Raw genomic sequence first — 16444 nt, 5'->3', positions numbered from 1 at the left:
TTTGACCTGTGAATGACGCTAAAATACTTGAGAGATTATATTCTAAGCTTAACTATCGTTAGATTTTTTTTGCTTTGGGTTTATGCTTTAAATTCCTGTGTAATTTTGCGGCGTGATCTGCTTTAGTTCCCGCTTAACATTGTCGCTGATATTTAACGTGTCCACAAATTCTGAAATCGTTTGTGCGTTAACTTGTGTGTTGGTACGGGTAAGCTCTTTTAAAGCCTCATAAGGATTAGGATAGCCCTCGCGGCGCAAAATAGTCTGTATAGCCTCCGCAACTACTGCCCAATTGGCTTCTAAGCTTGCATTAATGGCGGCTTCGTTGAGTAATAATTTGTTCAGTCCCCGCAGGGTTGATTTAAAGGCGATCAAGCTATGCGCCACAGGTACGCCAATATTCCGCAGAACGGTCGAGTCGGTAAGGTCACGTTGTAAACGGGATATAGGCAACTTTGCCGCCAGGTGTTCAAACAAGGCATTGGCAATACCAAGATTACCCTCACTGTTCTCAAAATCTATCGGGTTAACTTTGTGTGGCATGGCAGATGAACCAACCTCACCGGCCTTTATCTTTTGCTTAAAGAAGTTCATGCTGATATAGGTCCATATATCACGATCAAGATCTATGATGATATTATTGATGCGTTTCATGGCATCGCATTGCGCGGCAAAATTATCATAGTGTTCTATCTGCGTGGTATATTGCGAACGATCAAGACTTAAAATATCATTGATAAAGTGATTACCAAAAGCTTTCCAATCCACCTGAGGATAAGCCACTTGATGTGCATTGAAATTACCAGTTGCTCCGCCAAACTTAGCACCGTGCGGAACTGCTTTCAGTTGCTCAACCTGTTTTTCCAGTCGCTCAACAAATACCTGTAGCTCTTTTCCTAAACGGGTAGGTGATGCGGGTTGGCCATGTGTATGGGCCAGCATAGGTATATTGGCCCACTCGGCAGCATAGTCCTTCAATTTAGCTATCAGTGAATTTATCTCAGGCAGATAAACTTCTTGCAGCGCAGCTTTAAATGAGTATGGTATGGCAGTATTGTTAATATCCTGTGATGTTAAGCCAAAATGGATAAACTCCTTAAATTCCTCCAGGCCAAGTTTATCAAATTCTTTTTTGATGAAGTACTCAACGGCTTTTACATCGTGGTTAGTGGTTTTCTCAATTTCCTTAATAACGACTGCATCCTGTTCTGAAAAATTTTTATAGATATCTCGTAACTTTTCGCTCTTGCTTTTATCAAAATTTTGTAGCTGTGGTAATTGCTGCTCGCAAAGTGCTATAAAATATTCAACCTCAATAAAAATACGGTATTTGATTAGGGCAAATTCGGAAAAGTAAGCTGCAAGTGATAATGTTGAGTTACGGTACCTACCGTCGACAGGAGATATGGCAGTTAGGGAATTTAAATCCATTGAGTGATTTTTTTGCAAAGATAGACAATTGTGGAAAAGAGGCGATTGTAATACGGAAGTAAATTGAATTGGAAACTTTGAAATCTAAAAATGTTTCCATAGTTTTGACTCGAAATGTCAAACGGTCAAATCGATAGAATAATTTTAGGTGCCGAAGAGCTTTTTCTACAAGCTGGTATTCGAAGCGTTACGATGGACGATATAGCCCGCCATTTAGGTATGTCAAAAAAGACGATCTACCATTTCTTTAAAGACAAGAATGATATGGTAATGGCACTCGTTAAGAAAAAGCTTCGCGACGATGAATGCCAAATAGTAGACATCATTAACAATTCATCAAATGTAATTGAAGAGATGATGAATATGATGAAGGCTTCTGAAGAGATCTTCAGCCGCATTAATCCCATAGTTGTACATGACATGCAGAAGTATCACCCGGATTCGTGGGCGGAATTTCAGCGGTTTAAATCAGAGGTATTGGTGCAAACGTTAGAGCAACTTTTACTCAAAGGAATAGAGCAGGGTTTCATCAGGCCTGACATTGATGTGAAAATAATGGCTAAAATGCGTGTTAACCAGGTTGAAATGGGCTTCAACAACGCAATATTCCCGGTGTCACAATTTAGCCCATGGAAGGTGCAATACCAAATGCTTGAACACTTTAATTACGGCATTTGTACGCTAAAGGGGCATGAGATGCTTGATAGGTACAAAACAGCACACAATGAAAAAAAGGCGAGTTGACTTAAATGCTGCTGACATACTGCTGTCAATAATTACGCTTGCTTTGCTTAACAGAAACAAACAACAAACTACCATACACACACAATGAAACGAATACTTACCCTAATAATGTGCTTAATAGCGGCTGTTAAAGGCTACTCGCAAACGCAGCCAGGGCCGCAGGCATACAACTTTTCCATACAGGAAGCGGTTGACTATGCCATTGCTCATAAAGACTCGGTTGTAAATGCACGACTGGACATTACCAGCGCTGATTACCGCGTTAAAGAAATAATTGGACAGGGCTTACCGCAAATAAGCGGCCAGGCAACCTTTCAGGATTATTTAAAGGTGCCTACAACATTGCTACCAGGCGAATTTTTTGGGCAGCCGGCGGGCACTTTTATACCTGTTAAATTTGGTGTAAAATACCAGTCAAACCTTGCCGCAAGCGCCAGCCAATTGTTATTTGACCCAAGCTATATAATCGGTTTGCAAAGCAGAAAAACTTATAAGGAGCTTTACAACCGTGCTTACACGCGTACCAAAATAGATGTGATAGCAAACGTTACCAAGGCATATTACCAAGTATTGGTAAGTAATGAGCAAATAAAACTATTGGATGCTAACATTGCCCAGCTTAAACAACAGGTTGACCAAACCACTGCTCAAAATAAACAGGGCTTTGTAGAAAAGATAGATGTAGATAGGATCGCTGTACAATACAATAACCTTGTAACTAACCGCGAAAATACGCTAAGGCTGCTTGCCCTTAATTACCAATTGTTAAAATTTCAAATAGGCATGCCTATAGAATTTAACCTTACGCTTAAAGACAAGCTTACGGATATTAACATGGATGCCGATGTAGCACAAATAGCGGGTGATACAACATTTTATAAAAAACGTATCGAGTACGGTTTATTAGAAACTAACCTCAAGCTTAGCCAGTTTGATCTTAGACGCCAGAAAGCACAGTTTTTACCTACTTTATCTGCTAACGCAAGCTATGCCTTATCGTACCAAAACAATAGCTTTCGCAACCTTTATACAACAAGCTTTCCGTCATCATATGTAGGTTTAACGCTAAATGTTCCAATTTTTAGTGGTTTCCAAAGAACTAACAGGGTTAAACAATCTGAGATAACGGTACAAAAAAATCAGAACAATCTTAACAGTCTTAAAAATGCTTTGGGATTACAGGCAGAGCAGGCTAAGGTTGTTTACTTTAACGGCCTGCAGTCGCTTAATAATCAAAAGCGCAACCAGGAACTGGCGCGTGAGGTTCTACGGGTTGCCAAGATAAAATATCAGCAGGGCGTAGGCTCAAGCATCGAGGTCACCCAAGCTCAAACAGAGCTCGAAAATGCCGACAATTCTTACGTGCAAAGTCTTTATGATGCCTTGGTAAGCAAAGTAGACCTTGATAAAGCTTACGGCAGAATACAATAACACAAACTATATCACTCATATAAAAACTCAACATGAAAAAATATTTATACATACCGGCCCTTGTAGTACTGGCAGCATGCTCAAACAAGCCGAAAGATAAAAAAGCGGAACTGGCCGACCTGCAAAAACAACAGCAGGATATTAACGCTAAAATAACCAAGCTGCAGGCGGAAGTTGGTGGTAACGATTCTACCAAAACTACCGAGGTAGGAGTGGTAGACGTTAAAAGCGGAACATTTACTAACTACGTGCAAATACAAGGTAAAATTGACGCGCAGGATAACGTAACAGCGTACCCCCAATCGCCCGGTACAATAACCGGTATTTATGTTAAGGCGGGACAGCACGTCTCTAAAGGCCAATTATTAGTGCAGTTAGACAATAGTGTTTTAAGACAAAATATTGCCCAGTCTGAAGCGCAGGTAAGTTTAAATCAAACCCTTTACAACCGCCAAAAAGCCTTGTGGGATCAAAAGATCGGTACCGAAGTACAATTTTTACAACAACAGACAAATTTACAAGCCAGCAAAAAAGCTTTGTCGGCTTTACGTGAGCAGGCAGCCATGTACCGCATTGTATCGCCTATAAACGGTACGGTTGACCAGATGGACTTAAAGTTAGGACAGGTTGCACAACCGGGTACAAACGGTATCCGCATTGTAAATGCAGATATATTAAAAGTTAAGGCAGATGTTCCTGAATCATATTCAGGCAGTGTGCAAACAGGCAATAAAGTAAATGTTGTTGTACCTGATGCAAACGACTCATTGATGACTAACATTACATTTGCCGCTAAAGCTATAGACCCAACATCACGTAGCTTCGCGGTTGAAGTAAAGTTACCCCAGCGCAAAACGCTTCGCCCTAACATGACGGCTATTTTGAAAATAGCAGATTATTCAAAAGCAAACGCGATCACGGTGCCGGTTAAAGCTATCCAACGCTCTGAAGAAGGTGACTATGTATATGTAAATGCTAACGGTGTTGCCAAACGTACAGCTATAAAAGGAGGTGTAACCTATGGTGGCGTTACAGAAATACTAACAGGCCTTAAAGCGGGCGACCAGGTAGTTACCGAAGGCGCTGCCGATATTGAAGACGGCGACAAAATAAAGGCCTCTAAATCTGCTATTTAAACCTCACCTTATCTACAACAGATATGAAAGATATAAAAAAAGAATTTGCGCCCTCGAGTTGGGCCATAGATAATAAGACGGCTATATACGTGTTGATGTTCCTGATTACGGTCTTAGGCCTTATTAGTTATAACAACCTGCCAAAAGAAAACTTCCCGGACATTGCGCAGTCAAAAGTGTTTGTTACCACTACGTGGGCAGGGCAATCTGCAGAAAACGTAGAAAACCTGGTTACCCGCCAATTAGAGAAACAGCTTAAATCGCTAAAAGGCTTAAAAAAGGTAACATCCAATTCGGTACAAAACGTATCAATTATTACCTGCGAATTTCAGGCTAATATAAAGATCAAGGACGCCAAAATAGATGTTAAAGATGCTGTTGATAAAGCAAAACAAGATCTTCCGCAGAACGATAATAATTTTAAAGAACCAGTAATATCCGATATCAACGTTGCCGATCTTCCGATCCTTTACATTAACATATCCGGCGACTACAGCCTTAAAAAACTGAAGGAATATGCCGATCTGTTAAAAGACGAAATAGAAGGTTACCGCGAAATATCAAAAGTTGATGAAGTTGGTGCATTGACACCCGAGATCCAGGTAAATGTTGATCTGAATAAGATGGCTTCAGCGCAGGTTACATTCACCGACATTACAAGTGCAATTGGCAAGGAGAATATTCTTTCATCTGCCGGTACCATTAAAACTGATGGCATACGCAGAAGTATCGATATAAAGAAAGATTTTAAAAACGCTGATGAGGTTGCTGCCATGATTATCCGTAATCCAAAAGGACAGGCGATTTATCTGCGTGATATAGCGGAGGTAAAGGATTCTTTTTTAGAGCAGGAGAGTTACGCACGTTTAAAGACACCTAACAGCAACGTTTTTAAAAATGTAATTACGCTTAACGTTAGCAAAAGGGCGGGAGAAAACCTGATTGAAGCATCAGACAAGATAAATGCTTTGATAAAAGAAAAGCAAAAAGATGTTTTTCCTAAAGGGCTTAACATCACTGTTACCGGCGATCAGAGTGATAAAACAAGAACTACGCTTAATGATCTTATCAATACCATTGTTATTGGTTTTATTTTGGTAACGGTGATCCTGATGTTTTTTATGGGAACCACCAACGCCATCTTTGTGGCATTATCAGTTCCGTTATCATGTTTTATTGCCTTCCTGATAATGCCGGCTATAGGCTTTACACTTAACATGATTGTGCTGTTCTCATTCCTGCTGGCTCTGGGTATTGTGGTAGATGATGCCATTGTGGTTATTGAGAATACACACCGTATTTTTGCCAATGGTAAGGTGCCGATAAAAGAAGCAGCTAAGATGGCAGCGGGTGAGGTATTCTTACCAGTGTTCTCAGGTACCATGACGACGCTTGCACCATTTGTGCCCTTAGCTTTTTGGAATAGTTTGATCGGTCACTTTATGTTCTTCCTGCCTATAACGTTGATCATTACTTTGTTGGCATCGTTAGTAGTTGCTTACATCATGAACCCGGTTTTTGCCGTAGATTTCATGAAACCTCATCACGATGGTGAACATGACAACCCTAAGTTTGATAAGGCGACAAAACGCACTTTAATATGGTTAGTGGCGGCAACCGTCATCGGCTATCTTATCAATTTCGGCTTCGGTAACTTTATGGTGCTGATCATTGTATTGTATCTGCTTAACCATTTCTTCCTGCTGAAAGTGATAGACCGTTTTCAAAAGAATGGATGGCCAAAGTTTCAGAATTGGTATGCAAAATGGCTGGAACGCGCGGTTAAGCGCCCGGTAACTATGCTGGTTGGTACTTTCGGTCTTTTCATTGTAGCTATTATTTTAACGGCAGTGTTAGGTAAAACACCTGAGTTTTTCCCTGCTGGCGACCCTAACTTTGCCTACGTCTATATCACCATGCCGATAGGTACTGACCAGGCAACCACCAATCAGGTAACTGAAAATATCGAAAAAAAGGTAGCCAAGGTAGTGGAACCTGATAAAGACATTGTTTCGTCCATAATTTCAAACGTTACCAAAGGTGTTACCGACCCAACAGATGAAGATCAGGGCGATTATCAAAACAAGGGTAAGGTAACTGTAGCTTTCGTAGAGTTTGGGAAACGGAATGGAAAAGATACCAAAGAGATATTAAAAAAGATCCGCAGTTCAGTGCAGGGTATACCGGGTGCCAAAATATCGGTTGCACAGGAAAATAGCGGCCCGCCGGTACAAAAAGATATCAGTATAGAGATAGCGGGTGACAACCTCGATTCGCTTGTAAAAACCGGCAACCGCTTGAAAGCATATCTGGAAAAACAAAACATCGCTGGTATTGAAAACCTCATAGCTGATGTGCAGAACGATAAGCCCGAAGTTGTTTTTGATGTTGATCGCGAACGTGCTAACCGAGAAGGTATTACTACCGGGCAGGTAACTCAAGAATTGGGTACAGCCATATTTGGCGCTAAAGCCGCCGACTTTAGAAATACTAAAGAAGACGACTACAAAATTATGGTGAGGGCAAGAGAAGATCAACGCAGCAATATCGATGAATTGCGTAACCTTAAGATCACTTATCGTGATCTGGCCACAGGCGGCGCCATACGCCAGGTACCGGTTTCTGCTTTCAGCGATATACGCTATACCAATACTTACAGTAATATTAAACGTAAACAGCAACGCAGGGTGTTAACATTGGGCTCAAACGTAATAAAGCCTTATAATGCTAATGATGTCAACACACAGATAACCCGCGCAATTGCTAACTTCAAAAAAGCAGACGATATACAGATAAAACAAGGTGGTGGGCAGGAAGACCAAGCTGAGGCCGTTGGCTTCCTGGGTGGCGCATTACTTACATCTTTCGGTTTGATATTAATCATCTTGATGATACAATTTAATTCGATAGGTAAAACGCTTATCATCATCAGCGAGATCTTCTTTAGCATCATCGGCGTATTGCTTGGTACTGCACTTTTTGGGATGACCATGGCCATTGTAATGACCGGCGTAGGTATCATCGCCCTTGCAGGTGTAGTGGTGCGTAATGGTATCTTGCTGGTAGAGTTTACTGATATGCTGATAGAACAAGGTGCCAGCCTCCACGATGCTGTTGTTGAAGCGGGACACACCCGTATGACGCCGGTATTATTAACTGCTACTGCCGCTATTTTGGGCTTAATACCTTTGGCAGTAGGTTTTAATATTGATTTTGTGGGCTTGTTTACTCACTTTGAACCGCATATTCACTTTGGTGGCGATAACGTTGCTTTCTGGGGACCTTTGGCTTGGACAATGATCTTTGGTTTAGGTTTTGCAACCATCATCACACTAATATTGGTACCATGTATGTATATCATCAGGGTTAATCTTAAAAACTATTTCTTTGGCAAAAAGAAAGAGGAGAAGAAACCTGAATTTGTTGTAGAATAAGCCAAATCAACAATTCCATATAAGTAAAGAGCCGCACCATAATTGGTGCGGCTCTTTCGTTTTAGCTATTTATTTAAACTTTGCTATCAGCGTTTTTAAGTCATTAGCAACCTTGCGCAGTTTGCGTTCGCGGCGGCTGCCGGCATCAAGTGCATCGTAAACCAAACCGGTGGCAAGTGCATAAACGCCGTGGTGCAGCGCGTCAATGGCAATTTCTTTTGGTTCTTGCTCATCAATTGGTTTTGCTGCGTTGTGTTTTGGCAGCATAACCAAGGATGTACCCCAAACCGCGCCAAAATGAATAAGTGTAGCGGGCAGTCCTTTTAAACCGGTAAGGCCGATCAACCCACGCGCAACTCCCCAGGCCGTACCGTAACTCCAGTGTATCTCCTGGTTCAGCTTAGGTTTTTCTTCCGGCGAAGCAGGGGCAATCCCGGCAGTTTCTTTAGCCACTTTAACTGGCGCGTTACTGCTTTCGCGTTTCGTAATCTTCATTTCAATCATCTGCGACAGTGTCATGGCTGCAGTTGCCGCCAATCCGGCTAATAAACCCCTGCCTATCGCACTCCCCAAAGCACCTAAGGCATTATCTTCATGTATTTTCATAATAGTAGTTTAAGTTATAACGTGCTGCTTTAATTGTTGATTTAAATATTTTAACAAACACAATAAATCTTTTCAATGTTGTAACTGCAAAATCAAAACAATGAGTTTATCAGTAGCCAAAACATATAGCAGGGCAGCAGGCTTGGGAGTTATAGCCGGCATGCGTTCAATGTATGCACCTGCGGTGTTGTCGCATATATACAGCAGGCACCCTTCACCAAGTATTGAGAATTCTCCATTAAAATTTATTCAGGCAATGCCGACATCAAAAGTATTTAAGGTGTTGGCTGCAGGGGAGCTGATTGGAGACAAACTGCCTTTTGCGCCAGATCGCATCGCAACACCCGGATTAACCGGACGTATATTATTTGGTGCGCTATGCGGCGCTACGGTATTTAAGGGCGAAAATAGAAATGTTGTTATCGGCGGTTTGGTGGGCGGTTTAGCCGCATTGGGATCAACATTTGGATGCTTTTTCCTGCGTAAAAGTATCGGTTCAAAAAACAAGATCGCTGATCCAGTTGTGGGCGTATGCGAAGATGCAATCACAGTTGCAGCCGGTATAGCAATTGTTAAAAACTTATAAGTTTTAACATATAAAAATCATATTTAGCGTCAGGTTGACACATTTATCATTGGTTTTAAATAATTTTGTTGAACACCAATTAAAAATAGTCAATAGAATTTACCTAAATGAATTCAACAACAATAGATCAACAGGATATAAAACGCGAGAAAATATTAGATGCTGCTTATCAGCGCTTTCTTCATTATGGTTACGCCAAAACTACCATGAATGAGATAGCTGGTGACCTGTCTATGTCAAAAGCGCTGTTGTACTATTACTTTCCTGACAAGAGTGAGTTATACATGGCTGTTATGCGCAAGCTGGCAGCAGATTATTTGACAAGGTTGGAAGAAAAGATAGGTCAGTTTAAAAACCTGAAAGATGCCTTCTTATACCAGGTAAATACTCATCATGATTTCATTGTAACCAACTTCAACTTCTTTGACTATTTCCGGGTTAATGAACAAAACCTGCCTGATACCATCTGGAACATTATTGGAGATATACGTAACGCTGAAATAAGGTTACTTACTGCAGCCATACAAACTGAAATTGAGAAGGGTAACCTGCAACATGTTGAAAGCCCTGTTGAAATTGTAGAAGTTTTCCTTGATGCATTGCATGGCATCAAAGTAGGCGGATCATTACCTCACAAACAGCACAAATTTCCTGATAAGGAACATCTTGACGAGATACATAACAAGCGCCTGCTACTGATAGAGATATTTGTTAATGGTATGCGTTAATTACTGATCTCTGTATTGACAGTCACATTGCCCACAAGTATTTTATGTATAGGGCAGGCTTCAGCAATGGTAATAAGCCGTTTTATCTGCTCCGCCGTTAACTCTCCGCTAAATTTGAGTTTGCTATCTATAAAGGTACCATCTGGTGTCTTAAACATTTCAAGATCTATACTGATCTCGTCAACTATCCACATTTTCCGGTCGATATACATTCTTAAGGTAATTGCCGTACAACTTGCCAAACTTGCCAGTAACAAATTAAAAGGAGACATAGCGGTATTACCACCACCCAGTTCTACGGGTTCGTCAGCCACAATGCTGTGGCCATCGCTGGTAACTATAGTTTGATATTTAGCGTGCGTTATTTTTGCGTTTGCGGTTACTATCAGCTCTTTCGTTTCCTCCATAATGATCAATTATCCTGATCAAGGCTTACCATGTTCCAATTACCTATTTGAGAACCTAACCCGCCTTTGTATTTTAACACGATAGTGAAGTGTGTTGTTTGGTCTTCCTCGCTGTCAAACTTAATGGTGTAAGATGATTTTATAACATAAACAGAATCAGACTGCTTAGCAAATTTATAGCTGTCATCAGCAAAGCGGGCGTTTGTAGATCGCACGGTTGGAATAATAAACTGCCTTGCAATTTTGTAAGCCGTATCACTATCAGGCAGGCCTTTAAACATGCCGGTATCTGATAGTGCAAATTTGGCTAATAAAAAGCCGAAAACTAATATAGCAACTGCAATAAGCCAGGCTGCCGTTTTTGCCGATTTTTTCTTAACAGATTTGTCTTTTAAATAATCTCTTGAAGGCGGCGCTTCGCGTCTCTGTGGGTTAATCCTCGGCGATGGCGGAGGGGTGTGTCTCATAATTTGTGAATAATAGGGTATAAAATTTAGTAAAAATTGTAGCATCTGCTGGCACCATTGAATTTCTGTTCGCCGCGTTCGCGGGATGGCAGGGTGGTTTCATAACCTATGCTACCTTCACTTGTGCCGCTTGTGTTTCCGTAATTTAGGCCGCCCGCAGGCACATCATGGCTCACGCCAAAACGAAGCTTTTCGCCGCCTTCCCGGTTAATGAACAGGTCAAATATTAATGATACTACAAAGGCATTAGGCCCACCTGCACCAGCAGTGCGGTACCAGGCACCTACGTTTATGCTTTTGCGCTTGTATTGTAAACCTGCGTTTACAGACTGCGCGGTACCTTGTTTATAAAAAATAACAGAAGGGATGAGATATGATTTGTCTTCATCATCAAGGTTATCGTCTTGTGTTAAATTATAACGATAACTGGCGTGGCCTGTAAACCTAACCGGCAGCTTTGACGGCGTGCCTGTAAAAGATTGGTTAGGAGTGTTGAGGTGTTGCCCCGCCAAACCTATATTGAAATTTTTAAGCGTAAGGTTGATACCTGCTCCTGCGTCAAAAAAGAAACGGTTGTTAAAGTCAGGTCTGTCGGCACCGGAAGTTGAACCAGGGATGTAGCCCAGATTAGGGTCTATCTGATCGCCAAAAACCAGTTTACTAAAATCTACCGAACGATTTGTAACCCCTGCCTGTAAGCCGAACGACAGCACATAATCCTGCGAGCCCACGCTGTATGAATATATACCCGCAATATTGTTTTTATTTAAAAAGGCTGTTCCCTCACTGCTGCGGGTAAATATCAAGCCGATGCCGCCCCCAAAACGCGGTACATTGTAGTCTATCGAGGCAGTTAAATACTGGAGGTTACCGGGTACCGAAGTATATTGGTTACGGTAGATCAGGTTCATGCGCAGGTCACCTTCAAACTGTCCGTTCAGGGCAGGATTGAGATATAAAGGTGAATTAAAGAATTGCGAATACATATGATCTTGAGCCAATAATTTGCCCGGGAACATTGAAATGAAAACTATCACCCAAAATCGATAAAGCACTAAATCCTTTTTCATTATCTTATTAAATGTATTACGCCTGTGCGTTTTGGCAGTGATCCGTTAAGGGAATTGCCTTTCCAATCTGAACCGTCGCTAAACCTGGCCGTAGCCTGCCATATGTAAACTCCTTGCGGTACAGGCTGGCCTTTCCATGTTCCATCCCAACCATTAACGGGCGAGCCGTTACCGTCAAGCGCGGTTGTTTGCCATATCAGTTGCCCCCAATTGTTAAATATCTGCAGGTTCCATTCCTTTAATTTTTGCCCTTTGGCTTTAAAGATTCTTAACTCTTCCACGCTTGATGCCGGTTGGAATGCATTAGGCAGGAAGAGCTCTCCGAGGAACTTGATGGTAATTTGTCGTGTAGTTTGCTGTTCACAGCCTGCCGGAGATTTAGCTATAAGCGTAACCGTGTACGGCGAGTTCACATAATCATAAGAGTGATCCATCGGTTTAAAGCTCGATTCATCAGGAGTTCCATCACCGAATTTCCAGGTATAGGTAAATGTTGTTGCAGGCACGCCATCTGCAGATGGCGTAGTGTTTACAAAAGTTACCTTGTTATTAACATCTACAGTATAAGTAAATGACGGTTTTGGAAGCGAGTATACGTTTATCCCGACCTTGTCAGATTCGGGGGCTGTACCACATCCGGCGTTTGTAGCCTTAATAGTGAAAAAGTACGCGCCCGGATTGGCAAAAGTATAGGTAATGTTACTGGTATTAGTTTTTGGTACTGTGGTGGCTAATGTTCCGTCAGCATTGTAAACAGTATATAAAAAAGAACTACCCCCGGTTGACGTATTGATCAAGGTGATGCTTTGTCCAACGCAGACCGAAGTGGGGCTGCCTTGTATTTGCATCCCTGAGGTTAATCCTCCGGGAGATACAGGTACTTCTAACTTCGCTGATTGGGCGCTTACACCACAATTATTAGTTGCTATCATAAACACCTGCCATGTTGCGGCACGGTTTATAGTTTGCGTAGCAAATACAGCGTCAGACTTATCATTATTTGTTTTGACTATGCTTTCTTTTAACACGTTGTTTTCATCAACAAGCCTAAACTCATATTTGCTGTTAGTACCCGGAGAAAGATTTCTTACTGTAAGCGTTAGTACTCCGCAACCGCCTGCCCCTTGTTGCTTTTGTATTCCTGCTGTAGGGGTTTCGGGGCTTAACGTAATAGTTTTCGTAACAGGTGGCCTGTTAATACAATTGCCAATTATACTTAGCGATACCGTGTATTGTTTATCTAAGCCGTTTCCATCTATTGGGAATGAATGCTTCGGATTTACTTCGGTAGAGGTGGGAGAACCGTCTCCAAAGTCCCATAAAAAGTTAATACCAGTTGTTACAGTTGAAGTATTAGTAAATTGAACAGGGCCCGTGCCACAAGCCTGAGCATCGACCGTAAAAGATGCGGTAACATCCGGATTTACCCTCACAACCACATCATCAGATTTATCTCCACAAGGTGATAAACCTTTAATGGTCCATCTAAATGTGTATGTGTTGCCCGCTGCAAGGCCGGTTACATCAGTATTATACTTGGCGGCATTTGCAAAGGTAACCGGCGGCCCGGATACCTGTGTCCATTCTCCAACAAACGTCCTCGGATCGTTACCTTGTAAAGTGTAAGCTGTGGTAGCACATAAACCTGTAGGATCGGCACCGGCGTTGGCGGCTGGTGTTGTAGGTGTTACAGTTATTGTAGCCGGTGCAGAGTTTGCAATGCCACAACTTCCGCTTGTTAACCGCGCCCTAAAAACAGTTGTTTGAGTAAGATTGACGTAATTATAGGTCGGGCTTGTTTGTAATGGCGTTATATCAGTCCAGTTTGTACCGCCATCTGCAGATTGCTGCCATACTATATTACCCAAGTATCCTGCTAACGTTACTTTCCCCGAATTCCCCTCGGCACAAACCGTAGTTTGATCTGCAGTAGCTGTACCGCCGATAGCCTGAGGATAAACGATAAGCGTTAGCGCAAATGGTGTACCGGGGCAACCATTTGTAAATGGCGTTATGGTATAAGTTACCGTAGCATTACTGTTGCTGGTGTTGGTTATCAGGTCGTTGATGGTGTTTCCGCTACCGGTTGCACCAAAGCCGGTTGCAGTACCACTTGTCAGCGCTGCCGTCCATGAAAAATCTGTTGCAGTTGCCGATGTTATAGTGTATTTAAAATTTACTCCGCTGCATATTCCGTCTGTAGCTAAGCTTGTTACAGTAGCCTTTTTAATTATTTGTACCACAACGTTTTTTGACACTGTACCGCAGGCGCCGCCCAATGATGTTGTAACAGTATAGGTTAGCACAACCTGCCCGGCGGCAATGTCTGCTGCTGATGGTGTATAGCTTGTAAACGTTGCATTCTTATCTGCAAAAGTGCCACCTGAGGCTGTTGACCATTCTATTTTGGTGACAATACCGCCAACGCCGGGAGAGCCGGTGACACTGGCTGCATTACCCTCACAAATAGGAGACGTGGCTGTTGCTGTTACGGTAGGACCCTGCGCAACCGTTATTTCCTGAGTAGATGTTGATGTACCGCAATTGTTTTGATGTGTAACGGTTATCGTGTAATTTCCAACGACGGGAAAGATGATCTGCGGATATTGGCTGTGGATATCGCTGCCGGTTGCAAAAGTAGCACCGTTATCAAGCGTCCAGGTGTAAGTCGTGCCATCGGGTTGAGCGGTGCCCGTCAAAATGGTTTTAGTATCGCCTGCATTTGGATCGAAATTGACGGGCGAATTTACTGTACATATTGTGGTGTTTGGAGAAAGGGTGGCAATAGGAGTATCATTCACAACTATGGTTTTAACCGGCCCCTGAACAGTACCACAGCTTGGAGTTGTAATATCTAACCTGAATTGATAAACACCTCTTTGTGTAAAGTTTAAAATTGGTGTTTTAAGCGCTGCATTAAAAGTTACACCCGCCGGCCCCGATACTTTTACCCAGTTATACGTTGTGCTGGTATTGCAGATTTCATCCACAACTGAAGTATTTACCGGCGTTATCGATCCGGAACTAAGGCAGGCTTGTGTTGGAAGATCTAAATTTGGAATGGGGGCATCCTGTACGCAAATGTTTTCCGAAGCGTCTGCAGCAGTACATAAACCCGTATTGTTTTGTAACCGGAGGGTAACCTTGTGAACACCATGAGTTGTAAAGGTATAAATAAATGGATCGTTTAGGTTTTTATTGAAAGCTACTGCAACATCATCAACAAGCCAGGTGTATTGCGCATTTTGATTTTGGCATTGCAGGCTGGTACTGTTGGGATCCATACCCGGTTCTGATGTATTATCAAATTTCACCGGGGTGTTGGTACATGCTGCTACCGGGTAACTAAAACGGTTAGTAGGTGGGCTTAATATTTTCGCATACGCGGAGGATGGCGTTACGGTTGTAGAACAGTAGGGATTTACCGGCGTTATATCTACCTTAAATACGTTTATATTCTGATTGTCCGGCTTGTTACCGCAAGAAGACCGTGTGTAGGTATGAGATAGTACACCATTATCAGCCACCAATTGGCAATAGGTATAAACGCTTGTAGTGCCGTCGCCCCAACTGACTTTATAAGTCATTCCGGGATAGTTATATCTGATGCCGTTGTTAGCGCCTGCATCAATGGTAACGGTAAAGTTCGCTACTGATGATGCGCCGAGACAGTAGACGTTATCGCCGCTGCCTCCAAGATTACGGAAGACGATATTATTGATCAGCGAATAAGCTTTTGTACCAACAGTGCCTCCGTTTACAGCCTTTACAACAACAGTATAATTACTTGCCTTGGCATTAAAGTTAGTTGGAAATGATTGATTTGTCGCCTCTACGGCTTTGTCAAATTCGTTTATGAAGGTACCGGTAACCATAGAACCGGCAGTGGAATTATTGATAAACGAATAAGGCGTTATCCCTGGCGAACCTACACAAGTACCAAAAACTTCGGGATCTGAACCGAGCGTTTGTGATGATGTGGCAGCTATAACACCGGCAGAGGTGTTGATCGAGAACGGTGCCGATATCGTACTCGTAACCGCAGGAATTGTTGATACTACTTTAACGCGGTAGCCTGCACCAGCAGGGGTTCCTGTTGGGATGATACCATTTACAAAGGTTGCGTAAAAACCGGTATAACTCCCGATCTGCACCTGTGAGCCAAAGTTACCCGAGGCATCCGATAAATAAAGCTTGAATACGTTGGTTGGTAAATTGATGCAGCCGGAGGTATTGTCAATAGTAATTGGCGCTGCAATAGTTGAGCCTTGCCCATACGGACCCGGATCTACTGCGCCTATTGTTATAGTCTGTGCTTGTAAATTTTGCCAACTAACAAGCAACGCAAAAACAATGAATAAATTTTTGGTAAAATTTTTGCCCATCAAGCGTCCGTCAATAATC

The 16444-nt window shown here is 42.3% G+C and carries 12 protein-coding genes; 6 read left to right on the top strand and 6 right to left on the bottom strand.

Annotated features, from left to right (window positions below):
* Positions 1-87: 87 nt before the first annotated feature.
* Positions 88-1431 (bottom strand): adenylosuccinate lyase, encoded by a 1344-nt coding sequence (purB, locus tag FPZ42_RS11095; protein ID WP_146271330.1) that lies wholly within the window; start codon positions 1429-1431, stop codon positions 88-90.
* A 114-nt stretch (positions 1432-1545) separates the two neighbouring features.
* Between purB and FPZ42_RS11090 the strand changes: the two genes are divergently transcribed.
* The 4 genes from FPZ42_RS11090 (at position 1546) to FPZ42_RS11075 (ending at position 8176) form a co-directional block, all read left to right on the top strand.
* A complete protein-coding gene (locus FPZ42_RS11090) occupies positions 1546-2175 on the top strand; it encodes a TetR/AcrR family transcriptional regulator (protein ID WP_146271328.1) in 630 nt (209 codons plus the stop codon).
* 84 nt (positions 2176-2259) lie between these two features.
* Entirely contained in the window at positions 2260-3606 is a 1347-nt protein-coding gene (locus FPZ42_RS11085) for a TolC family protein (protein ID WP_146271326.1), read from the top strand.
* Positions 3607-3638: 32 nt separating this feature from the next.
* Entirely contained in the window at positions 3639-4742 is a 1104-nt protein-coding gene (locus tag FPZ42_RS11080) for an efflux RND transporter periplasmic adaptor subunit (protein ID WP_146271324.1), read from the top strand.
* Between the two features lie 23 nt (positions 4743-4765).
* Positions 4766-8176: an efflux RND transporter permease subunit gene (locus FPZ42_RS11075; RefSeq protein ID WP_146271322.1), complete on the top strand. Its 3411-nt coding sequence runs from the start codon at positions 4766-4768 to the stop codon at positions 8174-8176.
* A gap of 69 nt (positions 8177-8245) precedes the next feature.
* Here FPZ42_RS11075 and FPZ42_RS11070 read toward each other — a convergent pair whose 3' ends face one another.
* Complete coding sequence (locus FPZ42_RS11070; RefSeq protein WP_146271320.1) at positions 8246-8782, bottom strand: hypothetical protein; 537 nt, start codon at positions 8780-8782, stop codon at positions 8246-8248.
* A gap of 100 nt (positions 8783-8882) precedes the next feature.
* Here FPZ42_RS11070 and FPZ42_RS11065 point away from each other — a divergent pair, with 100 nt between their 5' ends.
* Both FPZ42_RS11065 and FPZ42_RS11060 read left to right on the top strand, forming a co-directional pair.
* Complete coding sequence (locus FPZ42_RS11065) at positions 8883-9368, top strand: DUF4126 family protein (protein ID WP_146271318.1); 486 nt, start codon at positions 8883-8885, stop codon at positions 9366-9368.
* Positions 9369-9475: 107 nt separating this feature from the next.
* Positions 9476-10096, top strand: a complete 621-nt coding sequence (locus tag FPZ42_RS11060; protein WP_146271316.1) for a TetR/AcrR family transcriptional regulator — start codon at positions 9476-9478, stop codon at positions 10094-10096.
* Here FPZ42_RS11060 and FPZ42_RS11055 read toward each other — a convergent pair.
* Genes FPZ42_RS11055 through FPZ42_RS11040 form a run of 4 tightly spaced genes read right to left on the bottom strand, consistent with a single transcriptional unit; the run spans position 10093 to position 16425 of the window.
* Positions 10093-10503: an OsmC family protein gene (locus FPZ42_RS11055; protein ID WP_146271314.1), complete on the bottom strand. Its 411-nt coding sequence runs from the start codon at positions 10501-10503 to the stop codon at positions 10093-10095. The two genes, FPZ42_RS11060 and FPZ42_RS11055, sit on opposite strands and share 4 nt — an antisense overlap.
* A 5-nt stretch (positions 10504-10508) precedes the next feature.
* Positions 10509-10970 carry a hypothetical protein gene (locus tag FPZ42_RS11050; RefSeq protein WP_146271312.1) on the bottom strand — a complete coding sequence of 154 codons (462 nt, stop codon included), beginning with the start codon at positions 10968-10970 and terminating at the stop codon, positions 10509-10511.
* A gap of 26 nt (positions 10971-10996) precedes the next feature.
* Positions 10997-12040, bottom strand: a complete 1044-nt coding sequence (locus FPZ42_RS11045) for a PorP/SprF family type IX secretion system membrane protein (protein ID WP_146271310.1) — start codon at positions 12038-12040, stop codon at positions 10997-10999.
* A complete protein-coding gene (locus FPZ42_RS11040; RefSeq protein ID WP_146271308.1) occupies positions 12040-16425 on the bottom strand; it encodes a PKD domain-containing protein in 4386 nt (1461 codons plus the stop codon). The genes FPZ42_RS11045 and FPZ42_RS11040 overlap by 1 nt, the downstream gene beginning before the upstream one ends.
* Positions 16426-16444 lie beyond the last annotated feature (19 nt).

Source organism: Mucilaginibacter achroorhodeus (assembly GCF_007846095.1).
GTDB classification, from domain to species: domain Bacteria; phylum Bacteroidota; class Bacteroidia; order Sphingobacteriales; family Sphingobacteriaceae; genus Mucilaginibacter; species Mucilaginibacter achroorhodeus.
This window is presented reverse-complemented; position numbering and strand designations above follow the sequence as displayed.